At 36.4% G+C, this 23,457-nt stretch carries 20 protein-coding genes and 1 pseudogene; 14 read left to right on the forward strand and 7 right to left on the reverse strand.

Features of this window, described 5'->3' with window-relative positions:
* Positions 1 to 11: 11 nt before the first annotated feature.
* From RU87_RS08760 to RU87_RS08780, 5 genes are all read left to right on the forward strand, one after another.
* A complete protein-coding gene (locus RU87_RS08760) occupies positions 12 to 1,166 on the forward strand; it encodes an MFS transporter (RefSeq protein ID WP_096835846.1) in 1,155 nt (384 codons plus the stop codon).
* A gap of 181 nt (positions 1,167 to 1,347) precedes the next feature.
* Positions 1,348 to 2,097: a MerR family transcriptional regulator gene (locus RU87_RS08765; protein WP_068164561.1), complete on the forward strand. Its 750-nt coding sequence runs from the start codon at positions 1,348 to 1,350 to the stop codon at positions 2,095 to 2,097.
* 163 nt (positions 2,098 to 2,260) lie between these two features.
* Complete coding sequence (locus RU87_RS08770; RefSeq protein WP_068164558.1) at positions 2,261 to 3,178, forward strand: magnesium transporter CorA family protein; 918 nt, start codon at positions 2,261 to 2,263, stop codon at positions 3,176 to 3,178.
* A 90-nt stretch (positions 3,179 to 3,268) separates the two neighbouring features.
* Complete coding sequence (locus RU87_RS08775; protein WP_068164555.1) at positions 3,269 to 4,015, forward strand: tRNA1(Val) (adenine(37)-N6)-methyltransferase; 747 nt, start codon at positions 3,269 to 3,271, stop codon at positions 4,013 to 4,015.
* Positions 4,008 to 4,280 (forward strand): GIY-YIG nuclease family protein, encoded by a 273-nt coding sequence (locus tag RU87_RS08780; RefSeq protein ID WP_068164552.1) that lies wholly within the window; start codon positions 4,008 to 4,010, stop codon positions 4,278 to 4,280. Before RU87_RS08775 ends, RU87_RS08780 begins: the two co-directional genes overlap by 8 nt.
* A gap of 51 nt (positions 4,281 to 4,331) precedes the next feature.
* On the opposite strand, the gene RU87_RS08785 is transcribed toward RU87_RS08780, so the two are convergent.
* The 4 genes from RU87_RS08785 to RU87_RS08800 all read right to left on the reverse strand — a co-directional run bounded on the left by RU87_RS08785 (position 4,332) and on the right by RU87_RS08800 (position 8,794).
* Entirely contained in the window at positions 4,332 to 4,556 is a 225-nt protein-coding gene (locus RU87_RS08785) for a DUF1797 family protein (protein ID WP_068164548.1), read from the reverse strand.
* A gap of 58 nt (positions 4,557 to 4,614) precedes the next feature.
* Positions 4,615 to 5,946, reverse strand: a complete 1,332-nt coding sequence (locus tag RU87_RS08790) for a glycosyltransferase family 4 protein (protein ID WP_068164545.1) — start codon at positions 5,944 to 5,946, stop codon at positions 4,615 to 4,617.
* A gap of 93 nt (positions 5,947 to 6,039) precedes the next feature.
* A complete protein-coding gene (locus tag RU87_RS08795; protein ID WP_068164542.1) occupies positions 6,040 to 7,041 on the reverse strand; it encodes an LTA glycolipid anchor biosynthesis glycosyltransferase, IagA/BgsA family in 1,002 nt (333 codons plus the stop codon).
* A 505-nt stretch (positions 7,042 to 7,546) separates the two neighbouring features.
* Positions 7,547 to 8,794 carry a S1C family serine protease gene (locus RU87_RS08800; protein ID WP_068164538.1) on the reverse strand — a complete coding sequence of 416 codons (1,248 nt, stop codon included), beginning with the start codon at positions 8,792 to 8,794 and terminating at the stop codon, positions 7,547 to 7,549.
* 302 nt (positions 8,795 to 9,096) lie between these two features.
* Here RU87_RS08800 and rlmH point away from each other — a divergent pair, with 302 nt between their 5' ends.
* The 8 genes and pseudogenes from rlmH (at position 9,097) to guaB (ending at position 16,675) form a co-directional block, all read left to right on the forward strand.
* On the forward strand, positions 9,097 to 9,573 hold the full coding sequence (rlmH, locus tag RU87_RS08805; RefSeq protein ID WP_068164535.1) for a 23S rRNA (pseudouridine(1915)-N(3))-methyltransferase RlmH: 477 nt from the start codon (positions 9,097 to 9,099) through the stop codon (positions 9,571 to 9,573).
* Between the two features lie 73 nt (positions 9,574 to 9,646).
* Positions 9,647 to 10,327, forward strand: a complete 681-nt coding sequence (locus tag RU87_RS08810) for a YoaK family protein (protein ID WP_068164531.1) — start codon at positions 9,647 to 9,649, stop codon at positions 10,325 to 10,327.
* Positions 10,328 to 10,512: 185 nt separating this feature from the next.
* Positions 10,513 to 11,376: a helix-turn-helix domain-containing protein gene (locus RU87_RS08815; protein ID WP_068164528.1), complete on the forward strand. Its 864-nt coding sequence runs from the start codon at positions 10,513 to 10,515 to the stop codon at positions 11,374 to 11,376.
* Positions 11,377 to 11,521: 145 nt separating this feature from the next.
* Positions 11,522 to 11,845 carry a hypothetical protein gene (locus RU87_RS08820; RefSeq protein ID WP_082782208.1) on the forward strand — a complete coding sequence of 108 codons (324 nt, stop codon included), beginning with the start codon at positions 11,522 to 11,524 and terminating at the stop codon, positions 11,843 to 11,845.
* 175 nt (positions 11,846 to 12,020) lie between these two features.
* Positions 12,021 to 14,000 carry a hypothetical protein gene (locus RU87_RS08825; RefSeq protein ID WP_068164525.1) on the forward strand — a complete coding sequence of 660 codons (1,980 nt, stop codon included), beginning with the start codon at positions 12,021 to 12,023 and terminating at the stop codon, positions 13,998 to 14,000.
* Positions 13,997 to 14,494 (forward strand): annotated as a pseudogene (locus RU87_RS08830) (ATP-binding cassette domain-containing protein); the annotation flags it as partial. The gene RU87_RS08825 and the pseudogene RU87_RS08830, both read left to right, overlap by 4 nt.
* A gap of 2 nt (positions 14,495 to 14,496) precedes the next feature.
* Complete coding sequence (locus RU87_RS08835; protein WP_068164520.1) at positions 14,497 to 15,003, forward strand: hypothetical protein; 507 nt, start codon at positions 14,497 to 14,499, stop codon at positions 15,001 to 15,003.
* Between the two features lie 190 nt (positions 15,004 to 15,193).
* A complete protein-coding gene (gene guaB, locus RU87_RS08840) occupies positions 15,194 to 16,675 on the forward strand; it encodes an IMP dehydrogenase (protein ID WP_068164515.1) in 1,482 nt (493 codons plus the stop codon).
* Positions 16,676 to 16,837: 162 nt separating this feature from the next.
* On the opposite strand, the gene RU87_RS08845 is transcribed toward guaB, so the two are convergent.
* From RU87_RS08845 to RU87_RS08855, 3 genes are all read right to left on the reverse strand, one after another.
* Positions 16,838 to 19,021: a hypothetical protein gene (locus RU87_RS08845; protein WP_082782210.1), complete on the reverse strand. Its 2,184-nt coding sequence runs from the start codon at positions 19,019 to 19,021 to the stop codon at positions 16,838 to 16,840.
* A gap of 82 nt (positions 19,022 to 19,103) precedes the next feature.
* On the reverse strand, positions 19,104 to 19,802 hold the full coding sequence (locus RU87_RS08850; protein WP_082782207.1) for a WxL domain-containing protein: 699 nt from the start codon (positions 19,800 to 19,802) through the stop codon (positions 19,104 to 19,106).
* Positions 19,803 to 19,882: 80 nt separating this feature from the next.
* Complete coding sequence (locus tag RU87_RS08855) at positions 19,883 to 21,010, reverse strand: WxLIP family cell surface protein (protein WP_068164511.1); 1,128 nt, start codon at positions 21,008 to 21,010, stop codon at positions 19,883 to 19,885.
* Positions 21,011 to 21,515: 505 nt separating this feature from the next.
* Here RU87_RS08855 and RU87_RS08860 point away from each other — a divergent pair.
* Positions 21,516 to 23,405 carry a beta-glucoside-specific PTS transporter subunit IIABC gene (locus tag RU87_RS08860; protein ID WP_068164509.1) on the forward strand — a complete coding sequence of 630 codons (1,890 nt, stop codon included), beginning with the start codon at positions 21,516 to 21,518 and terminating at the stop codon, positions 23,403 to 23,405.
* Positions 23,406 to 23,457: the final 52 nt, after the last annotated feature.

Below are 23,457 nucleotides of genomic sequence, written 5' to 3' on the forward strand. Positions count from 1 at the left end.
ATAATGTTAGGATGAAACAAAGTAAAATGATGTATTTAGCTATTTCAAATTTATTTCTAGTGTTCTTAGGTGTGGGATTAGTGATACCAGTCATCCCTCAGATCAAAGATGAAATGAATTTTTCAGGTGCTACGATGGGTATGATGATTTCTATTTTTGCGATTTTGCAATTATTGGCATCTCCAATATCTGGCATCTTATCTGATAAAATTGGTAGAAAGCAATTAATCGTGAGTGGCATGATTATTTTTTCTATTTCTGAACTGTTATTTGGTTTGGCACAGTCTATAAACGTTTTTTATATTTCTCGCGGTCTAGGTGGGATTGCAGCTGCGTTAATTATGCCTTCTGTCACTGCTTTTGTTGCTGATATGACAACCGTTGGAGAGCGCTCAAGAGCGATGGGGCTTGTCTCAGCTGCTATTAGTGGAGGTTTTATTATTGGACCAGGTGTTGGTGGGTTACTAGCATATTTTGGTACACGTGCGCCTTTTTTTGCCGCTTCTTTATTAGGACTTATAGGATTTATCCTAACTTTAGTTGTATTAAAAGAGCCTCAGAAACATATATTGTCGGCTCATTCAAAAGGGAGTAAAGGATCCGTTATCTCGACTTTAATGAGACCTATTTTTGCCTCTTTATTTTTAATTATCTTAATTTCCTCGTTCGGATTGCAAGCATTCGAGTCAATTTATAGTATTATGGTGGAGACTAATTTTGCATTTACTACGGGTGAAATTGCAATAGTAATCACAATCAGTGGTCTTATTGCACTTATCTGTCAATTATTTTTCTTTGATGCAATTGTACAAAAAATGGGTGAAATTCGGTTAATTCAATTGACATTTTTTGCAAGTGGTCTTTTTATTGCTATCATTGCATTGACTACGAGCCATTTTATTGTAATTTTGGGGACATTTGTTGTCTTTCTTGCTTTTGATTTATTTAGACCAGCTGTTACAAGTTATTTGTCTAAAAATGCTGGACAACAACAAGGAATGATCAATGGTTTGAATTCAACGTTTACCAGTTTTGGCAATATTTCAGGGCCATTAGCAGCAGGCTATTTATTTGATATTAACCCTATTTTTCCGTATTATATCTCATCTTTTATTCTACTAATGACAGGCTTACTATCTCTATTTTTGAAACAACGGCGTGATTAAGGAACGCTTGATAACTAGTCAGTTTTGTAGGTTAAATAGAGTCGGTAATGAGTTTAAAACTAGTTTGTATTTCATAAATAAACTAACTGGTACTTGATATGTCAGGTACCAGTTTATTTTTATATCTTGACTATGACGTTACGGTATAGCTTATAATAAAAAGTGTAAGGAGATAACCTGAATGCATATCAAGAAAGTAGCTAAAATTGCAAAAGTAAGTGTCAGAACATTACAGTATTATGATGAGATAGGCTTGCTTGTGCCAACAAGGAATAAATGGAACGATTATCGTGACTACTCAGAAAGTGATATCAGTAAACTACAGCAAATTTGTTTTTTCAAAACGTGTGGCTTTACACTTACAAAGATACGCGATTTACTCAATAGTTCCTCTTTTGATAGAAGACAAGCATTTGACTTACAAAAAACTTATTTATTACAAGAAAAAGAACGTATCGAAGTTCTCCTAGATACTTTAGAGCGTTCAATACAAGAGATGACAGGAGATAGCTCAATGACAGTAGCAGAAAAATTTAATGGCTTTGACTTTACCAAGGAGAATGCTTACGCTCAAGAAGTAAGAGAACGTTGGGGAGATGGGGCTATTGAAAAGACACAGGCAAAACTTCATTCACTTGATAATTCAGGTAAACAAAATTTGTCGTTTAAACTGACGGATTTCTTTACCAACTTAGCGCGACTTATTGATGAATCACCTAAATCTGATCAAGTCCAAAAAGAGATTGATAACTTGTATCAATCATTTAATGAAGACTTAGGATATCATTATACATTAGCAGCATTTGCAGGTGTTGGAGCACTTTATATTTCTGATATGCGCTTTCATGACAATTTGAGTCAATATGCTGACGGATTTCCTGAATTTTTATCAGCAGCAATCAGTGTTTATACAGCAATCAGATCACTTTAACTAAATAAAAAGACTAGGCAGATCAGATACCTAGTCTTTTTATAGCATGATGTCCAAGCTGTTTGGTAATCAAAATCATCTATAGTCCCTTTAAACCTTCATCATGTGATAAAATAATAAGGTATATTTAGATAAAGATTAGCAAAGAATTGGATTATTGAAGATGGAGACAGAAAAAGTGATTCGCAAAATAGACTTAACTAAAGGGTTAACTTGGATTAATATTAAAACAGAAGATAAGATTGCTTTAGGTCAATTTTATGAACAGTATAATATTGATGAAGAAATTGTTGATTACTCGCTAGATAAAAATGAACGTGCCCACTTAGATTATGATCAAGCGACGAATACGTTTGTTTTGATATTTAATGTCTTAAATAGAAGTAAAGTGGCACATCATTATGAAACGATACCAATGACATTTATTGTCAAAGATGACACCTTACTCACCGTGACGAATACAAATAATCATTATATTTGTGATATGATGATTAAGCAAGTTGCCTCAAAAGAAATAAGCAGTATTTTCCACTTTTTATTTAGTAGCTTATTTTCAGTAGTTGATTCTTTTTTTCCATATATTGAGGAAATGGACCGAGATATTAAACGGATCAATCTGAAATTAAAGGAAAAGACGACTAAGCAAAATTTATTATCCCTATCTGATTTAGATACCGGTATTATCTATCTGGTCTCTTCATCTAAACAAAATGTTGTCTTAATTGAACAAGTCCGTGCACATCAAATTTTTCGCCTATTGACTGAGAGTGAAAAAGAACGATTAGACGATGTTTTAATTGAGACCAAACAGTTGTCTGAGATGACGCAGCTCTCTTCTCAAATACTACAACAGCTGTCAGGAACGTACAATAATATCTTAAATAATAACTTGAATGATACGATGAAACTATTAACCGTTTTGTCAATTTTAATGACCATTCCAACTATTATCACAGGTTTTTTTGGTATGAATATGCCGCTACCTCTGGAACATAATATTTTTGGTTGGGCGATTACGATTGTGATGAGTGCACTGCTTTGGATAATTTTATCATTATTTTTGAGAAAAATGATTAAGTAGTTGTTGATTAATGGGTGATTAACCTAGAGTTTTTGTGGGAGAAATACCAAATTTTATCTAAAGTGTTTGAGTTTTTGTTATAATAAAGAAATGACGATACAACCGATACTGAAAGATACTGAAAGAATTGATCAGCTTGCCACGAATGATGTGAAAATTATTCAATCTCGTGATGTTTTTTCTTATTCCATAGATGCTGTATTACTTAGTCGGTTTCCTAATATCCCAAGTCGGGGTCAAATTGTTGATTTATGTGCGGGAAATGGAGCAGTAGGCTTATTTGCAAGTAGCAGTACAGCTGCAAAAATTTTTGAAGTTGAAATTCAAGATCGATTAGCTGATATGGCTAAGCGATCTGTAGCCTTAAATGGACTAACAGAACAGGTAGAAGTGATCCAAGATGATTTGGCCAATACTCTGTCGTATTTGGCCCCCTCTAGTACGGATTTAATTTTTTGTAATCCGCCTTATTTTAAGTTAGATGATCAGTCACGTGTCAATGAGAGTGAGCATTATCTCTTAGCCCGACATGAATTAGCAACTAATCTGGACGCAATCTCTAAAGTTAGCCAACAATTGCTAAAAACAAATGGACATCTTGCTATGGTCCACAGACCAGAACGTTTTTTTGAAATTATAGAAACAATGAAAAAATATCGTCTTATCCCAAAACGGATTCAATTTGTTTATCCCAAAGGCGATCGAGATGCCAATATTTTATTAATTGATGCGATTAAAGATGGTAGAGCTGGTGGGGAGAAATTTTTACCTCCTCTTATCTTGCATCATGATGATGGCAGTTATACAGATGAGGTACACAAGATTTATTATGGCTAACTATTACTTTTATGTGCTCTTATGCTCGGATAACTCTCTTTATGGGGGGTATACAACAGATCTAGCCAAAAGGGTAGCGACGCATAATGCTGGTAAAGGAGCAAAATACACTAAACCTAGACGTCCTGTACGTTTGCTATATTCAGAGAGTTTTGAGGATAAGTCACAAGCATTACAGCGTGAGTACTGGTTTAAAAAGGTTTTGAAACAACGGACTAAAAAAGAGGCGTTTTTACGGGAACAAGGCGTTTTGATTAATAAATAGTGCAAGATATAAAAAAAACCACCAATCTTTAAGAATTGGTGGTTTTTGATGTTAATAAATTAAATCAAATACTTCCATAGCAACTAAATCGATGCTATCAAAATCAGACGTTTCTTTAATTTTTGGATATTTGACGATAAATACTTGGTTTTCTCCATCAAAGCTGACAGTGATTTGAACTTCTTCATTTTTTTCGAAGTTAAAAGTATCTTTAGGATCGCCAGATTCAATAAGTTTTTCTAAGCGATTAATTATAGCAGATAGATGAGATTTCATTTTTACAGAGTCCTTTATTTTAGATTTTGAGCTGAGTAGTATCAGTATCTCAAAAGTATTATTTTAACTTTATTTTACCATACTTCTTTAGAATTTGGGCATGTTTGATTGCTTTTTTCGCAAAAATAGCAACTTTTTTTGGTGTTCTAACAACAGTTTTAACTGTTTTAGCAGGGGCTTGTCTAAACAATCTAGCAGTTTGTCTAGGGATTGACTCACCTTTTTGTGATAAATACTGATTATTTGAGATAATTTTATCTAGATAAAATTGGTAGACATGTAATGCAAAATTTTCTGCTGAAATATCATATAATTTTTGATCATAAAGTGTTTGGTCAAAATCAGGTGTTGTTGTTAATGCTTTTAAAATTGTTTCAGAAATTTGTGCATCATCATCAAACAGAAGACCAAATACAGGACTAGTAATCAACCCTTTGAGATAAGGATTATTTACAGCTAAAACTGGCGTTCCAGAAGCAAGTGATTCAATATAGGTTAAGCCTTGTGTTTCACTGGTTGAAGCTGATATGAAAAAGTCAGCTGCCTTATAGTAGTAGGCAGTTTGCTGATTATCAACTAAACCAGTAAAGATGACAATATCTGTAAGGTCAAGCTCTTCAACAAGTTTCTCTAATTTTTCCTGATATGGACCACTACCAACAATGACAAGTTTGACTGAAGCTTGGTCTCGTATAACGGTTAAACTTTTAATAACGGCTTGTATATTTTTTTCTTCTGCCAGGCGAGACAAAGATAAGAGCATCGTCTCATCAGAAGCGATATTCATCTTTGCACGCAACTCAGCTATATCTGAAGGTGTGATTTCAGGTCTGATAAATTTATCTAACTTAATACCAGTAGGAATGACACGCTTTTCAATATCAACACCATAGCGATTAATCGTCTCAAGGACGATATCACTTGGCGCAATGACACCGTCAACACCATGTAAATAGTTTTTGATAATGTATTTAACCATACCTGGTCGGATAATTTTCCCTTTTGCGATATAGTGAACATAATCTTCATATTTGGTATGAAGTGTATGAATGACAGGGATTTTTAGTTGTCTAGCAACTAGCTTCCCTAACATCCCAACACCAAATTCAGTTTGTGTATGGATGACATCAAGATGATAGGTCTGTGCCACTTGATAGGCTGCGACGACACCTTTTAGTACAATCCGACGTTCAGCTAAAGAAATTAATGGGATGCTACGCAAACGAATGATGTTTTTTTCATCATTTTCTGGATCGACCTGGGGATCTGTTGTTGTAAAAATGTAGACATGATGTCCCATTTTTTTGAGTTCGTCGGATAAGGTTTCAATAGATGTGGCAACTCCGGAAACTTGTGGTAAATAAGAGTCAGTGAATAGACCAATTCTCATGGTTACTCCTTTAGTGATAAAAACAAATAGTGAGGTGATGCGATATCTACCTCAACGACATAGCGGACTAAATAAACGTTCTAGATAGTGATATCAAGATTCATCTAAAACAGCGTGATAAGCAGCGACTAGTTGAGATGAGATACTATCTATAGATCGACTTTGCGCTACTTGATAGCCAGCAATATGTTTGTCAATTTTGTGTGTCAGTACATCACTAAGCTTTTCTACGAACGCTTCATTTGTGGAGACGAGTGATGCAGCACGATTATCAAGCCAACCGTTATAGACGGGGATATCTCGAGCGACAACGTGTTGATTTGAAGCGAGTGCTTCTAAGACAACAATACCTTCTGTTTCTTCATGAGACGGAAAGAAAAATGCATCACTAGCAGTCATAGCCCCTTCGTAAACATCGCCTTTGATATAACCAGGAAATTCGACATTTGAGGGATGATTTGTTTTGACTAGTCGTCTAACCCATCCAGGGACTGTCCAAAGATTTGTCTCGCCAAACCAGATGAACCGGACGTCAGGCATCATTTCTGCGACTTTGACAAAATCATCAATACCTTTACGCTTGAAATAAAGCGCTGCACAAATGACTATCTTCTCATTTTCCTTAACGTGAAAGTGCTTTTTAAAAGCTAATTCTTTATCAATGGATCTTTTGTACTTTTCAAGATCAATACCATTTGAGATTGCTACTATTGGTGTTTTGACACCGTAAGAGCTGATCAATTGCTTGGCATATATAGTCGGCGTGATAACTAAATCAGCATGGCTATATAAGAAAGTGAGGTATCTTTTGACAAGTGGTGCTAATAAATTAGACCCAATAAAAGAATTTCTAAAGTCTTCTTGTGTAGAATGACCATGATAGATGACTTTCTTGCCCATTCGCTTAACACGAAAAAGCAGCAAAATACTCTTGATGCCGTAGGTGTTAATATGTGCAATGTCAAAATCCTCTTTTGGATTTGTTGTGTAGTCAATCCCTGCAATGTCAAGTGCCCGTTTTTGATGGTGGATTGCCCGACCGATTCCTGACTTACGCAAGAATTTTTCTGCTTCCAAGTATAGTAAAATTTTCATAACTTATGTCTATTATATCAGAAAATCATTCGGATAAATCAGACTTATGGCGTATATTAGTAAAAAAACAATTTTTTTGCAATTTTTTTAAATTTTTTTTAAAAAAAGGGTTGACCCGAATATCGTTTTACGATATAATTATCTATGTTGCTGAGAAATAAAGTAACAAATACTTAACCTGGTCCGTTGGTCAAGGGGTTAAGACACNCAGTAAAAATCATGTCTCTGACATGATTTTTTTATTTACTTATTATACATAAACTATCTGGTAATCTGTTGTTTAAATAACAGATTACCAGATAGTTTTTTTATAGATTAAGGCAAAATCAAAAAAAGACATTGATAAACATTTTTGTTATGCATCTCAAAGTATTATCAACCCAAAAAGATTGTCTTGATAATCACATCATGATTACTTTATGGCTAATACGCATTTAGAGCATAAAAAAACTTAGGCAAGTTAAGTATTGCCTAAGTTTTTTGAGTTAAGTCCTTTACAACCTGACTAGTTGCTTGAATTAGGGACTTCAGGAGTGTTAAAGTTAAGCTTATCAGATGAGTGGTCTAATTTGATCGTTGTTGTTTTTTCCTTTCCATCACGGTAATAGGTCACTTTTATGCTATCACCAATATTATATTTGTAAAGTACTGTCTGGAGTTCAGTACTGCTTGTTACTTTTGTATCACCCAGTGCTGTGATGACATCATATTTTTTGAGTCCAGCTGTAGCAGCAGGAAAACCATCTTGAACTTTTGCGATGACAATTCCTGTTGTAACTGAGCTAGGTAGTTTGAGTTGGTCTTGGTATTCGGAGCTAATACTTGCTAGATCAACCATTTGTACACCGAGTGCTGGTCGTTTGATTTCGCCATCTTTTTCAAGCTTATTGATGATGTTGACAACGTCATTTGAGGGAATGGCAAATCCCATACCTTCAACGGATACATCACTTGATGACGCACCAGTTGCTGAAATTTTACTGGAATTAATTCCAATAACCTGTCCTTCAACATTAATGAGTGCACCACCAGAATTTCCTGGATTAATCGCAGCATCAGTTTGCAATGCATTAATATTGACAGTTTGATTACTCTCATTTTTCATGATAACTTGGCGTGATAAGCTTGAAATGATACCTTCTGTTGCCGAGTTTGCATATTTACTGCCAAGTGGTGAGCCGATTGCTATAGCAGGTTCTCCGACTGTTAGTTTTGCAGAATCGCCAAATTGAGCAACTTTGGTTACTTTTTGAGATGCTATTTTGATCACAGCTAAATCACTATAAGCATCTTTACCAACTAACGTACCCTTTACTTTACTACCATCTGATAGTAAGATTTCTAAAGAACTTGCACCATCTACTACGTGATTATTAGTGACAACATAAGCAGTATCTCCATCTTTTTTGTAGATAACACCAGATCCTTCTGAAGCTTCTTGTTCTTTGGTTGAGTTGTTCTTTTTGTCTGCCTGTCCATCGCTACCAAAAAGATCATCAAGAGAATTGCTAGCTGCTGGTTTTTGATAGTTGATGACAGAAACGACTGCATCAGATACTTTACTAATTGCTTTTGTTGTATCGCTAGAAACTTTATAAGCAGTGTTGACAACTTTTGCAGCTCCTGGATTGTTCGCTACAGTGTTATTTGCTGGGTTGAAGTGATCATAAGCGACATTACCACCTAAGGCAATCGCACCACCAACAATCCCAGATAAGATTAATTTTGCGGCTGTATTTTTATTTGTTTTCATATGTTAATTCCTTATTTGTTATTGATCTGAAGATAAGTTTATACTATACCTCTTAATCATACCTTAAAAAATGCGGTTTGTTAATTATTAAGTCATATCGAAATGTTAATGGGTGAAGGCGCAATAAGTTATTCACAATAATGTGAATAACTTATCTATTTGTGAACAACTGTGAAGAATATGACTTGTTTTCCACAATATTGTGGAAAAAACAATGGAAATGTGGATAAATCAAGTTTTCATATATTTACATTTCATGATAGTTGTGGATAATGGACGTTATTTTCTGCTATAATAAAATGATGAAAGTAAAAATTATTAGTGTTGGTAAATTAAAAGAAAAATATTTAAAAGATGGCATTTCAGAATACGTCAAACGTCTATCTCGTTTTGCTCAAGTTGAGTTGATAGAGTTAGTAGATGAAAAAACACCTGATAATGCATCAGAGAAAGAGAATGAACAAATTCTTTCAAAAGAAGGTCAGCGTATCTTAGCTAAACTATCAGAGCGTGATTTTGTCTTTGCTATGGCTATAGAAGGAAAACTTATCTCATCTGAGGGATTATCAGAAACATTTGAACGTGCCATGCAACAGTCATCGACACTTGTCTTTATTATTGGTGGTAGTTTGGGATTGGCACCAAAGGTGAAAAAAAGAGCAAATGAGCTGATTAGTTTTGGACGGATAACATTACCTCATCAATTGATGAGGTTGGTATTAGCAGAACAAATTTATCGTGGGTTTATGATTAGAGAAGGTAGTCCGTATCATAAGTAAGTCAGGATGAAAAGATAACGTTTTGTGTATTTTACGTGGATAATGATTAATTTGAAAACTAAGGTGGGGGAATATGGCTAACAAAAACTATCGCATTTTTGAACGTGTCCGAGTGGCAATATTACTAGCATTCATCAGTGGTTTTGTGGATGCCTATACGTTTGTGACACAGGGGCAACGTTTTGCTGGTATGCAAACAGGAAATATGATTTATCTGATGAAGAATCTAGCGGAGGGACGGTTTGGGACAGCAGCAAGTTACCTGCTGCCCTTGTTTGCGTTTACTTTAGGTAGTTTGTTGACTTATTTTGTCAGGAAATTTGCTGTAGGTCGTAAGCGCTTAAGGTGGCACGCTTTGGCAGGACTGATTATCTTTGTGGGTATCTTATATACAGCTATAGCTGCCCCCTACTTGACGTCACAGTGGACTGTTTTATCTTTATCGTTTATCGCAGCAGTTCAACTAGAATCTTTTAGAAAGATGCGTGGCGCACCGTATACGAGTACAATGATGACCGGAAATTTAAAAAATATGACTGTATTGATCTCACAGGGTTTGTATGAGAAAAATAGGGAGACTCTGAAACGCGGATTCTATGTGTCTCTGGTTATAGCAGGATTTTGTTTAGGTGTTTTTTTATCCACAGTCTTGTCGATCCATTTTCATCAACGCGCACTTTATGCTATCTTACCTGTGGTATTTGGTTTTAATGTGGTCTTATATAAGGAAAAAAGAATAGAGGAAGATGATTGATGAGATTTGAAAAAGCGGTTTATAGTTGAGGTAAATACGGGTTATCATAATGGTTTAGTGATAAAGGTTGAAAAGATTAAAAAGTGATGTCAGATCAAATTTTTTAATCTTTTCACCTTTTTTGTTATAATTTAATAATGAAGAATATAGATAATTTAATCTTATATACAAAGGAGGTCCTTTTAATGAAAGTAAATACTTACCCTGATAACATTTGGCAATACTATCATCAAGTTCGAAAGGCTAAAGGTTATTCTATGACGGAGATAGCAAAATCTAATGCTTATCTCACAACTTCTCAACTATCACGCTTTGAACGAGGCATGAATATGCTGTCTGCAGATCGTTTTTTGGCAGCAGTCAGCGGTTTAAATATGAGTATGAGCGAATTTTTCACCTTATATGATAACTTACCTTCTTACTCCTCGTTGCAAAAAGGAAAAACGAGCCATGCAGTTCGATTGAGAGACTATGCTGTACTGAAAAATATATTAGCTGAAAAGGATGCGACGAGAGATGACAGGCTCTATCGGTTGTTAATCAAATTTGCTATACAAGAGAACTTCAGGGAAATACTCATTACTTGTGACGAACAAGCATTTCTTTTAAATTATTTTGAAGGTATTTTACATTGGACTTTATACGATACGATTATGTTTCATCAGTGTCTGTTTCTACTAGAGAGATATGTCGTCTATGAGTTAATATGGGAGTTGTTAGTAAGTGATAGTTTACCCCGTTTATTAATGCAAAACGAAACAGTTGTAAAAAAAATACTGATCGATATTTCTGTAATAGGTGTAGTTAATCAAAATACAAGTTGGCAAGCAGCTATCCAGAAAAAAATAGATCAACTCGTAATAGATTGGGATATATCTGAGAAAATAACACTTAGTGTCAGTCGAAAAATGTCACATTATCAAGTAGAAAAGACATCGGAAGCATTGAGTGAAGTTAAAGTCGACATTGAGGAGCTAACTAAATTTGGGGAAATTGATCTAGCAACTAGACTAAAAAAAATCCTAGATGAACTTGATAGTATGAGTTAGATGATATCAAGAGATTGATTTCACCCACCAATTGTTGCAGTTTCGCAATTTTAAATTTTTCCTAATTTTTTATGTTAAAATAAAATTAATAAAAAGTTCGAACATTTTTATGAAAATTGTTGCTACACAAAAAGGAGAAAATAAGATGAAAAAGACTAAAAAACTAGTTGCAATAGGCACACTTTGCCTAATGATGGGCACAGCAGCTGCTGTAAGTGCCGTTGTGACAAATCCGGCCCCCTTGCCCATTATTGATGTATGGAGTTATGGAACGGCGAACGGAGGTAAACGGACGTATTCACACTACTATGTGAAGTCAGCTGGATATGGCTCAGTCTCATCGGTGAAAAATTCATTTGGACGCGTGAAGTCTTCCGCAAAAATAAAGTATGGTTGGGCAAGATCGGATGCTAATAAATCATGGAATGATGGTGTTTTATCAGCACATTGGGGATATTATACCTTTTAGGTACACATGATAGTGATTACCTAACGTCAACAGATGGCAAATGACTGTTTTGCCTTTACAGTCAGCTGATATCTATATATGATCTGATTGTAAAGGAGAAACATTGAAGTTTACTGTGAGCTGTAAAGGATAGCAGGACTGATCAAAAGTATTATTGATTTAGTTAGGAGGCTTAGTGAAACTAAAACTTAGTATTGTGGCAATATTTTTTTGTCTAATGGCGGTCTTAGGAGTGATTGCACTTGAAGATCAGCAGGAGTCTATTGCTGTACCTGTGGATGGCGCTTTTTCTATACAAGGGAAGAGCGCTAGCAACAGTCAAGCAGTCTATGAGCTAATAAATAAGATTTGTGCTGAAAAAGGTGTGACTGTCTATAAACCTGTTGTCAATAAAATAGGTCAGCTCAATTATCTGGATATGAGTCAACCTAACAACAAAAAAAGGTATCTAAAAACGTCTGTGATTGGTATGTATTATACATCTGGCCGATTATCTTCTACTGATTTTGATAGTCTGAAGAATTTAGATTTACAAATATTTTACAAAAAATTACCTTGGTTTTTAGCAGGTTTTACCCAGTTTGACGGAAGTCTACGTATAATTTTAACGATATCTTTGTATATGATATTGTTTGTATGTTTACTTGTAAGTGAAAGTCGGCGTTTAAAAGAGCGGGTTATCTGGCGTTCGTTAGGCAAACCGATCATCCGATTTATTTCTGATTGCTGTTTACCGCTAGGCGTTTACCTTTGTCTGATACTAGGGTTAGAGGTTGTGTATATCTACTTTCGAGGTGGAGGTATGTATACTTATAGCAGTCAAACTTTTTTAGCCATACTTTTAACTAATCTCTTTATTTTTCAAGTGATTGAAATGCTTATTCTTTTTCTAGCTTATCTGATGATCAAACTGGAGCAACCAGTTGAAATCATCAAAAATAAACTGAAAGGTGGTAGTTTATTTTTAATCTGGTTAGGGATGATAGCAGCATTGATCTTTGTTTCGGGTAAGGTGTTAAAAGAAACGTCAAGTACCCAGCAGAGGTTAAAAGAACAGTTAGTCAATCTTAAGCCGTGGCATCAGGTTAAAACATGGCAGAAACTAGAACCTATCGGCATCGATCCTATAGCTCAAGAGGGGGAGGTTACAGACTATAGGGCAAGTGAAAAGATTTATTCAGAAATATTAGCAACTGTCAGAGATAAAGCATTTCTCTATCTAGATGATTCGGGAGCCTATGTCCCAGAAGGGGCTATCGACGGTGGTTTTACAGCTGAATTAAAACGAGATGGTGTTAGTCAGCCTGAGGTTAATAGACGATTAGTTTATATCAACCAAATTGGAGTAAACCTAGAGAATACAGTTAATCAAACGGTCTATCAAGCAGTAAAGGGAAAGGTTGCCACGATTTGTCTACCAGAAAGGTACCAGAAAGCACAGGACTCTGTTTTAAATACTGTACTTAGAGAACAGTTTATAGCTACCAGTGTTAATAAGGAAGATATCGCTGTGCAAGTAATCCCTAATGGACAAAAGCTATTTTATTTTAACGAAAGTGGAGAGAATCAGAAGCCGCTAAACATGATATCTCGTCTAGCGAGTAGAGCCAGTGATACTGATGTCGTTCTAGTGGTTCTAGATTTAAAGCTGTTATCTGAGGAGAAGAACTGGGACTTTGCGACTAATGTGGTTAACAATGGTTTATTTAGCCCTGAAGCAGTGGGAGAGATAGCGGCTTTAAGTCATAAGTCAGATTTTGCCATCAATCCAGTGACACCGTATCAGGCGGTTGTCCTTAAAATACAGTCGCTCAAACATCAATTAGACCTGGCTAACGTATTACAAAATATGATTTTCGCCATCTTATTTATCAGTGTTTATCAGTATGCAATGACGCTTATGTCCATGAAACAGTCTGAGTTTGTCAAACGAATTATCTTGGGACGCTCAAAGTTAATGATGTTAACTGTCTCACTTTCAAGTCTATTTCTAGTGGTCGTCGCTAGTGTCAGCCTAACAGTCGCCATGACGGGGAGGCTAGAACTACTTTACCTTATCATCGTATTGGCTTTGATTACCGGTATTGCTAGTATAAAAAGTTGTTTGCAGATGAGTAGACGTTATACAGAAATCTTGAAGGGAGATGTAGCATGACACTTGAAATAATTAATGTGAATAAGTATTATGGCAAGAAAACTGTGATGGACCATATCAGTTTAACCTTTGAAACCGGTAAGAGTTACGCATTAGTTGGTGCTTCTGGATGTGGAAAAACCACGATTTTAAATAGTTTGGCTCGCCTAGAAAAGGTACAATCTGGAAAGGTAAAACTAGATGGAGAAGATATCTGGGAGATGAGTGAGAGAGCTTTTTTTAGAGATTATCTAGGGTATGTATTTCAGTCATATTCGCTTTTAGAGAACAAGACCGTCAGCCAAAATTTAAAATTGGTCACGACTGATTCAGCTAAGATGGTAGCAACACTTGAAAAAGTAGGTTTGGATGCTTCGTACCTCGCAACTAAAATTTATGAGCTATCAGGAGGACAGGCACAGAGAGTAGCAATTGCCAGAATGCTTTTAAAATCTAAAAAGATTATCTTGGCAGATGAGCCGACAGGGGCCTTGGATACTCGAACAGGGGAGGAGACTTGAAAAAAAGAAGATTAAAAATGTTAGTTGTGGTACTGAGTGTATTAGTGATTGCATTGGTTCCTTTCGGGTTATTTGTCAAAAAAATAATGCAACCACCACTACAAATCCCCCCCGTCGTTCAGCTAACAATCTGTACTTTATCCGATGCAGATACAGAGAGGTGGCAAAAAGTGAAAAAGCTAAAGTTTGACGATGCGACCTATCTGATAGCAGTTGAACAACAAGCATCGGCAGATGCACTTTTGAAAACTCTGGTTGATGATGGGACAGCATGGGGGTATAATGTATCAGAATCAGATATCAAGCGATTTAATGATAGTTTAGGGAAAGATGTTAAGACTAAGAAGGGCATCGAATTATTAGATATAAAATATATAGAGGGAGTTGATAGTCGGTTTGCGGTTGCAGATATTTATGATAGTACGAAGCCATCCGAGGAGGAAACATCAGATATTACAACTTTGGCCAAAGCAGTTTATCAATCATATAAAAAAGTACAGTAAAGTAAAGAACAAAAGAACTCGGCGTGATACAGAGTTCTTTTTATGATCATATCGAACGTTTAAAAAACAACACTCATTAGTTCAAGATAAATCTATTGACAAAGTTAGATAGCGTGATAAAATAGTAACAATATCAAATTGCCAAGCAAGAAATTGCTCATTATAATATAAGAAAGAAGGAACCATTTCGATGTCAAATTGGGATACTAAATTTTTGAAAAAAGGCTACACTTTTGATGATGTACTGCTAATTCCTGCTGAAAGTCATGTGCTACCAAACGAGGTAGATATGAAAGTACAACTTGCACCCAACTTGCTTTTAAATGTTCCACTTATTTCTGCTGCCATGGATACAGTGACTGACAGTGCTATGGCGATTTCTATGGCACGTCAAGGTGGTATGGGTGTCGTACATAAGAACATGAGTATTGATGAGCAAGCCGATGAGATCAGAAAAGTGAAGCGCTCAGAGTCTGGCGTCATCACAGATCCGTTCTTTTTAACACCTACAGATACTATCCAAGCAGCAGAAGACTTGATGTCTACTTATCGCATTTCTGGTGTACCGATTGTTGAAACACTGGAAAATCGGAAACTTGTTGGTATTTTGACAAACCGTGATCTACGTTTTGTGGAAGATTATTCACAAGAAATTCAAAATGTGATGACCTCTGACGCCTTGGTGACTGCTCAAGTAGGTACTACGTTAAAAGAAGCAGAATCATTGTTGCAAAAACATAAGATTGAAAAACTACCGTTAGTTGATGGAGAAGGCCGTTTGTCTGGTTTGATTACCATCAAAGATATCGAACGTGTTATCGAATTTCCAAACGCTGCCAAAGATGCTAAAGGCCGCTTATTAGTTGCTGGAGCTGTAGGTGTCTCATCTGATACATTCGATCGTGCTGAAGCCCTATTTGAAGCTGGTGCTGATGCAATCGTTATCGATACGGCTCATGGTCATTCAGCTGGTGTTTTAAGAAAAATTGCAGAAATTCGTGCGCATTTCCCGGATCGTACTTTGATCGCAGGAAATATCGCAACTGGTGAAGGCGCGCGTGCTTTATATGAAGCGGGTGTAGACGTTGTTAAAGTTGGTATTGGACCGGGATCGATTTGTACAACACGTGTTGTCGCAGGTGTCGGTGTCCCTCAAATTACAGCCATCTATGATGCGGCAGCAGTGGCGCGTGAGTATGGTAAAGCAATCATTGCTGATGGTGGAATCAAATATTCTGGTGATATCGTTAAAGCTTTGGCTGCGGGTGGTCATGCGGTGATGCTTGGCTCTATGTTAGCCGGAACTGATGAATCTCCAGGTGAATTTGAAATCTACCAAGGTCGTAAATACAAGACTTACCGTGGTATGGGTAGTTTATCAGCCATGAAAAAAGGGTCATCAGATCGTTATTTCCAAGGTGGCGTTAATGAAGCAAATAAACTTGTTCCAGAAGGTATTGAAGGACGTGTTGCATATAAAGGTTCTGCGACAGATATCGTCTTCCAGATGTTAGGTGGACTTAAGGCTGGTATGGGATATACTGGTGCAGCAGATATTAAAGCTTTGCATGAAAATGCACAGTTTATTGAGATGTCAGGTGCAGGACTCAAAGAAAGTCATCCACACGATGTTCAAATTACTAAAGAAGCCCCTAACTATTCTGTACACTAAAATTTAAAAACCAGTCACTGAGAAAGTAAAGACGTCAAGGCTAAACTTGCTTAGTGAAAATAAAAAAGCAAACGAGTTAACTCGTTTGTTTTTTTTATAAGATCATCTGTCAAAACTGCTAAAGTGTGACTTAATGCAGCTAACACTGTCATCAACTAATCTCTATGGCGCACTTAATAATGTCCAAGTTATTTTGCCTCTAAATAATGCTAGAGATTTTTGGTACTCAATTGGTACTGACAAAATCAGTGGTGACAGTTTATCTTTATCAATAAGCGTTGTTTCCCCTGTTTTGGGTTGACTTGTTGCATGAATAAGCATATCGTCGTTATTAAGTACTTTACCATTGAAGGTTAAGTGGTTTGCAAAAGATATGTCTTTGCGAAGTTGTGGAGAAGTCGTTGATTCAGCTTTTTTATTAGGTCGAAGTTCTCTTATAGGTGTACTTTCTCGTACAGTTACCTGCCAGCGTGATAGACTATTTTTTCCTCTAGTATCAGCCACTTTTAGTGATCGATTTAATTTTCCAGTATAGCTTTTATTTTTAGGTGATATGGGGTGTGAACCAAAATCAATGACACTAGGGATATCAGAAAATGTTAAACTACCATTATAAGCCAAGGTTACCTGATACTGATTTTTTTCTACAAGTGTATGTCCACCTGCACCTGCTATTGCTTGCTTTAAACTCTGTTGATACTTACTACCACTTGGCGTTTCATAATCTTGAACACCCCAACCGATTGCTTTTGTTGTTATCCAATTATTGAGCCAATCTTGCATTTTTTTGATATCTGATTCATCAATCATTGCACCAGTTAAAGCTTGACTAATGAGTTGCACTCCAGGATTATCTGGCGTTTTTTCAGTCGTGTAGTGATTAATTATGAAAGATAAAGTTACATCTTGTTTGAGAGCTTTTAAGGTAATTAAGAAATGATTATCACCAGCTTTAAAAGTAGGATTAGCATTTTGTGCAGCTTCAAGTGCACTTAATCCTGCTATGGTTGTATCTGTATAAATTTTGCTATCTGGACCTCTAACAGTATCTATCGCATACCCTTTGGGAATTGTAGGTGAAAATTGAAGTTGACTATCTGTATAACCCGATAAACGGGTTGACGAAGGTAAGCTAGCTTGGAGTTTTCCAGGGATTCCGTTTTGTCCGGGAACATTGCTCGCCCATTGGTAAGTGATTGTGCTGGTTTGTGGTAGAGGACTGTAAGAAACATTAATTTGATTTGGATTAGTGGTCCCTTCAGGGAAATTACTAATTGTGATTGCTGGAGAAATGCTACTTAATTTATAGCCTAAAGGGGCAGTCGGAGCAATATAAGTAGTTGCATCAGGCGTATCATTTGATGCAACAACACGAAGTATGTCGCCGATATTTGCGACAACAGTAGAAAACTGCCATTTTTTATGAGAAGGTGCAAATTGTTGCCCAGTAGCAGTGTTGAGGTAATTAATATAAGCAGGCTGCTTACCTTTTCCAGCTTTTGCTGAAGAAATAGTCACTGCCATTTTAGCGTAGTTTCCCCCAGTGGCAGCCATGAAACCAATTGACATACTTTTTTGTACAGTAATGGTTGTACTGGCAGTATAAGGAGTCCCGTTATTTTGAGTGGTGTAGGACATTTCCCCTGTGATCGTACCGTCTGAGTTTAAAACGGGTGTTTTCCATTCCATAATAAAAGGATTTTTGGTATTATTGCTCGCATCATAAATAGGACTAGCATTGAGTGTTTTTGCTTTAGCCCCATCACCTCTAGCGATGACAGTGGCTGATTTATAGGCACCTTGCCACCAAGTCTGTTTGAAAGCATAGTTATTACCGATAAAATAAGTATTAGGACCTAAATTTCCAATGCCAAGTGCATTGGCGGTAGCTCCCTGGGATAGTTTAGCAGCAGGCAGGTTGGTCAAAAGGATGCCATTTGCATCACCTAGATGAGCACCAGGGTTAGCCCCACCTGCATTTGCAAAAGTAGTCCCAGTGATTCTAATGGGGTAGCGCATATCAACTGCACCATTAAGTGGTAGCCAAGATCCAGTATTTCTTTGAAACGTGCCAAAGTTATAGGTAGTATTATCTATCCATTTTGCTCCTACTGTGTTCTTTCCCACTGGTGTGTAGTTATGTGGCATGGTGAATTCAGGTGTTGTCCAATTGTCCTGACTTTTATCAATTGTTTCACCTGGGTCTAATGTCATCGGTTTTGTTTCAGCGATGACAGGCATATTTTGTATGACAGTTAAGCTAGGTAAAAGTGAAATAGTTAAAAGACCCAGGCTTGCGCTCAGATTGATTGATTTTTTGAGTAAAGTCTGTATGTTCAACACCATTTGATTATTCTTTCTTTCTGTTTTGCCCATAAATAACGAAAAAGTTGTTCCTTTTGTGATTAGAAGGGACAACTTTTATAGATTAAGGTGCGGTAGCCAAATCCCACTGGAGAGTTGCAGTATAGTTGCCCTTATTGGCTGATCCAGAAGGGACGCTTAATGAAATAGGACCGCCTACAGTTGTGCCTTTATAATCTGCCGCTTGACCATAGCTTGTTAAAAATTGACCTACGGTACCATTTGTTTGCATCACCTTTTGAGCTTGACCTGGTATTAGTGTAAAACTTGGTACACTACTTGGTGTATAAGTACCACCAGCTGCATTAAGTCCTCGTCCCATTGAAAAAGTAAGTGCAGCACCAGTTAGTTTATGTTGTCCATTTTTAAACTGTTCAAGTTGTTTGACAGTGAGTTGCGTGTTATTTCCGACACCAAGTCCTCTTAAATCATGAATTTCAATAAATGGAGCTACTGGTTTAGTGAAGGCTGTTGTATCAGCCTTTGCGTAATAAGTTTGTTGTTTGGGTGAAAGAGCATGTGATCCGAAATCAAAATTAGAAGCATAGTCAATTGCAAAGGCACCAGGTGTTCCATTAGGTCCATCTTCTTCAGGAACTTCTGGATTGATAACATCAGGTATATCTGTTTGACTTTCAGTAAAAGCGACTGTTCCAGTAGAATCTGCTTGTGTAATGGGAGCTGCAGAAACGCTTGCTGTTGCTAGAAAACTGGCAGCTAAAATAATAAGTGATTGAGTTGAACGTGTAAGTACTTTTTTCATAAAGTGACTCTCCTTTTAGTTTTATATAAATATATATTAGTGTGAAAGATAGGTTAATCCGTAACGCTTAGTGCAGTTGACTAAGTTTCTCTTTCACGCTTTTTGTTTCTAAGATTAATGTAGAGGAGATACATAACCAATAAAAATAGGCAAATGAGGATGGAAAGTAGCAAAATCAATAGCCAATTGGTCGTTTTTTTCGGCTGTATAGCTATACTAGTTTTATTTAATTTTGTTGCTATTGCCTTTGAAATGACAAATTCTTGTTTAAACTGCCATTTATCAGTATAGTTGGTTGGCTGATTACCCGATAATCCAGGCTTTTGATGAGGGCCAGTTTCGTTTTTCTGACCATAGACTGTCATAATCAGTTGATATTTTCCAGGTTTTAAAGGTTTGATTTGTTGCTTTGCGATCTCTTTGTCTGTAGATAATGGGATGTTAAAAGTAAAGTTAGAATTAGGAGCCATCTTCATATCGTCAGATGTATAAGCATAGCTAATCTTTTTATCAGTTATTCCTTGAATATTGGCTGTGATAGCCATGTCTTTGATATATGTTGGGGCTATATTTTGAAGTTGTGCAGCAACGATGTTTCTTGCATTGACCTGATCGGCATATACGGAATGTAGTTTAACTTCTGGAGAAATTGGGGACGTATTTTGTTGCATGACAAGTGCCACTATATATCTAAATTCATTCTTCAATGATACGCCGGTTTTGGTGCTCGTCGTGTCATCAGCTATCTTTTCTTTAAAAGTAAAACCACCAGCTAAAACACCTTTTAAATCTTCCTTAGGCATGGAGACAACTGCTTTGATAGTGCTTTGTGAATATGGCTCTAGTGTGACCTCTTTTTCTGGAAGTTTAACGTAGTCATCAATATCGTAAATTAAAGATGTATCTTTTTTTTCAGAACTGGCATCGTAGATAGCTAACCCATTTCCATTTGTAGTTGCTCGTGCAAATGATACCTCTATCGTAATTGGTTTATTGGTCGTGTTGGTTAGGACAGTAGCGATTTCTTGACTATTACCGTTTTTCATCATCAGATTGTAATAGCCTTGGTCATCTCCAATTTGATTTTCAGGTATGACCGCACGTATTGTAAATCCTGGGGTGTCTGCTGTGACAGCGGGAATCATAAAAATGAGGCTTAACCATACCATCGTACTGATACAAAAACATTTTTTTAGTTTGTGTTTCATAATTATCCTTTTAAATTTTATAATACAGAAACTTATTATGATAAGTTCAGTTTTATTTATTTAATAAAGTCTATCATACATTAAAGTGATAGTCAACTTAAACTAGTAAATTTTTTTAAATTTTTCGAAAATTATATAAACTAGTTTAGAATTTAAGGATTAGTGTTGTTACAAGAGTATTTAAGTTAAAGTCTAGTGTGTATGAACTATATCATATCTAAATAATTAATCTTTTTATCTTGGTAAAATGAATATGATTGATATTTTAAAATAAACATTGACAGCGCTTACAATATTTGATATACTGATTGTATTAATAAGGATAGTTATTATTGAGTTAAGCTAGACCGAAAAATGATGGGGAACTGTCGTTTTTGGGTCTATTTTTTTATTGTTTTAAGCTATCCTATTTATAACTTTGTACTAGAGGGTGACATTTGTTTGGCCTGATCTGAATGATATATGATATCGACAGTCGTTCGATAAATTTTAGGAGGATCCTGATATGGGAAAGTATGAAAAATTGGCAACTTTAATTGTCAAAGAGATTGGTGGTAAAGATAATGTTATCTCTCTGACAAACTGTATTACACGCTTACGGTTTAAGTTAAAAGACGAAAAGAAAGCTAATACTGAGAAGTTGAAAACGACAGATGGCATCGTAACGGTGATTCAGTCTGGTGGTCAGTATCAAGTGGTCATTGGTAACCATGTACCAGATGTACGCCAAGATGTTGATGCAGTGTTAGGTGTTTTAGATCCCATCTCTGATGGCGGAGTGAAAGGCAACCTTTTTGATAATTTTGTTGATATGATTTCTGGTATTTTCCAACCTATTTTAGCTCCACTATCTGCAGCTGGTATGTTAAAAGGGGTGAATGCTATATTATCATTTGCTTTGGGTGCGAGTTTTTCTGGTAGTTCAACTTATGCTGTCTTTAATGCGATGGGTGATGGGCTATTCTTATTCTTACCCATCTTCATAGGGTATACTGCCATGAAAAAATTTGGTGGATCCCCATTTTTAGGCATGATGCTTGCCTCAAGTTTAGTCTATACAGGGTTTATAGATGGTTCAGCAACTAAGTTATTTGAGAATGCGAGAGGTTTACACTTTTTTAATATACCGTTTTCACTTCCGGCCGCAGGATATGGCTCTACTGTGATGCCGATTATTGCATCTGCAGCTTTTGGTGCATTTTTGGAAAAGCGGTTACGTAAAATTATCCCAGATGTCGCTAAACTATTTTTAGTCCCATTTTTAACAGCTTTGGTAACAGTTCCGTTAACGTTTTTAGCGATTGGTCCAATCATGAATATCGTGGCAGACGGCTTGGGTAAGGGATTACTTTCGATACAAGCCTTTAATCCGATTATTTTTGGTGCAATCATAGGTTTTACATGGCAAATACTTGTCATGTTTGGGATGCATTGGGCGTTGATTCCGTTTGTTATCATCTCTTTATCACAAGGAACACCTACAGCTCTCATTACTGGAGCTGGTAGTGTGGCTGTGGCACAAACTGGTGCAACATTAGCAGTATTGATAAAAACAAAAAATAAAAGGTTAAAAGAATTAGCTGTACCTGCTGTGATTTCAGGTGTATTCGGTATTACCGAACCTGCCATTTATGGCATTACCTTACCTAAAAAGAAACCATTTTGGGTATCTTGTATTGTCGGTGGTGTAACTGGTGCCATCTCAATGGGATTGGGAATGAAAACCTACCAAATGGGGGGGCTAGGGATTTTTAGATACACCACTTTAATCACACCAGATGGTAATATGTCTTATGTGATGTATGGGGTAATTTTAGATATCGTGGCATTTATTGCAGCTTTGGGGCTTGTCTACTTAATCGGATTTAAGGATGATGAGGCTACGATTCAACTGACTAAAGAAGCAGCAAAAAAAGTAGCAACAGGCCAAAAAGTAGCAGCAGTAAAAAAAGAGCTCCTCTCTCCATTAGCCGGTAAAGTATTACCCTTATCTGAGGCAGGAGATCCAGTTTTTTCAGAAGGCGTTATGGGTAAGGGCGTTGTGATTGAACCAGTAATCGGGGAAGTATATGCACCAGAAGACGGTGTCGTGACGACTTTATTTCCAACCTATCATGCGATTGGTATCTTAACTGATACAGGGGTTGAAGTTTTGATTCATGTTGGTATTGATACAGTTGAACTAGAAGGTAAGTATTACGAAAGTTTTGTTACGCAAGGACAAGTCGTGAAAAAAGATGATAAATTATTAAGCTTTAATATCGAAGCGATTGAGGCAGCAGGCTATAGTGTACAAACACCAGTGATTATTACGGATATATCAAATTATGCTGATGTCATTGTGACTGATAAACAACTCGTTTCGACGAAAGATACCTTGTTAGTACTGAAGTGATAGGCGCTAAGTCCTAGCACATGTGTTTTAGCAAGTATCATCTATATGGTGA

Source organism: Pseudolactococcus plantarum, from assembly GCF_002441715.1.
GTDB classification, from domain to species: Bacteria; Bacillota; Bacilli; order Lactobacillales; family Streptococcaceae; genus Pseudolactococcus; species Pseudolactococcus plantarum.

Excerpts from the sequence above, each read along its gene's own strand:
- RU87_RS08815 (WP_068164528.1), top strand. The coding sequence starts at position 10,513 with ATGAAAGTAAATACTTACCCTGATAACATTTGGCAATACTATCATCAA.
- RU87_RS08765 (WP_068164561.1), top strand. The coding sequence starts at position 1,348 with ATGCATATCAAGAAAGTAGCTAAAATTGCAAAAGTAAGTGTCAGAACA.
- RU87_RS08780 (WP_068164552.1), top strand. The coding sequence starts at position 4,008 with ATGGCTAACTATTACTTTTATGTGCTCTTATGCTCGGATAACTCTCTT.
- RU87_RS08820 (WP_082782208.1), top strand. The coding sequence starts at position 11,522 with ATGAAAAAGACTAAAAAACTAGTTGCAATAGGCACACTTTGCCTAATG.
- RU87_RS08850 (WP_082782207.1), bottom strand. The coding sequence starts at position 19,802 with ATGAAAAAAGTACTTACACGTTCAACTCAATCACTTATTATTTTAGCT.
- RU87_RS08800 (WP_068164538.1), bottom strand. The coding sequence starts at position 8,794 with ATGAAAACAAATAAAAATACAGCCGCAAAATTAATCTTATCTGGGATT.
- RU87_RS08855 (WP_068164511.1), bottom strand. The coding sequence starts at position 21,010 with ATGAAACACAAACTAAAAAAATGTTTTTGTATCAGTACGATGGTATGG.
- RU87_RS08760 (WP_096835846.1), top strand. The coding sequence starts at position 12 with ATGAAACAAAGTAAAATGATGTATTTAGCTATTTCAAATTTATTTCTA.
- rlmH (WP_068164535.1), top strand. The coding sequence starts at position 9,097 with ATGAAAGTAAAAATTATTAGTGTTGGTAAATTAAAAGAAAAATATTTA.
- RU87_RS08775 (WP_068164555.1), top strand. The coding sequence starts at position 3,269 with ATGACGATACAACCGATACTGAAAGATACTGAAAGAATTGATCAGCTT.
- RU87_RS08860 (WP_068164509.1), top strand. The coding sequence starts at position 21,516 with ATGGGAAAGTATGAAAAATTGGCAACTTTAATTGTCAAAGAGATTGGT.
- RU87_RS08845 (WP_082782210.1), bottom strand. The coding sequence starts at position 19,021 with ATGGTGTTGAACATACAGACTTTACTCAAAAAATCAATCAATCTGAGC.
- RU87_RS08770 (WP_068164558.1), top strand. The coding sequence starts at position 2,261 with ATGGAGACAGAAAAAGTGATTCGCAAAATAGACTTAACTAAAGGGTTA.
- guaB (WP_068164515.1), top strand. The coding sequence starts at position 15,194 with ATGTCAAATTGGGATACTAAATTTTTGAAAAAAGGCTACACTTTTGAT.
- RU87_RS08810 (WP_068164531.1), top strand. The coding sequence starts at position 9,647 with ATGGCTAACAAAAACTATCGCATTTTTGAACGTGTCCGAGTGGCAATA.
- RU87_RS08790 (WP_068164545.1), bottom strand. The coding sequence starts at position 5,946 with ATGAGAATTGGTCTATTCACTGACTCTTATTTACCACAAGTTTCCGGA.
- RU87_RS08785 (WP_068164548.1), bottom strand. The coding sequence starts at position 4,556 with ATGAAATCTCATCTATCTGCTATAATTAATCGCTTAGAAAAACTTATT.
- RU87_RS08795 (WP_068164542.1), bottom strand. The coding sequence starts at position 7,041 with ATGAAAATTTTACTATACTTGGAAGCAGAAAAATTCTTGCGTAAGTCA.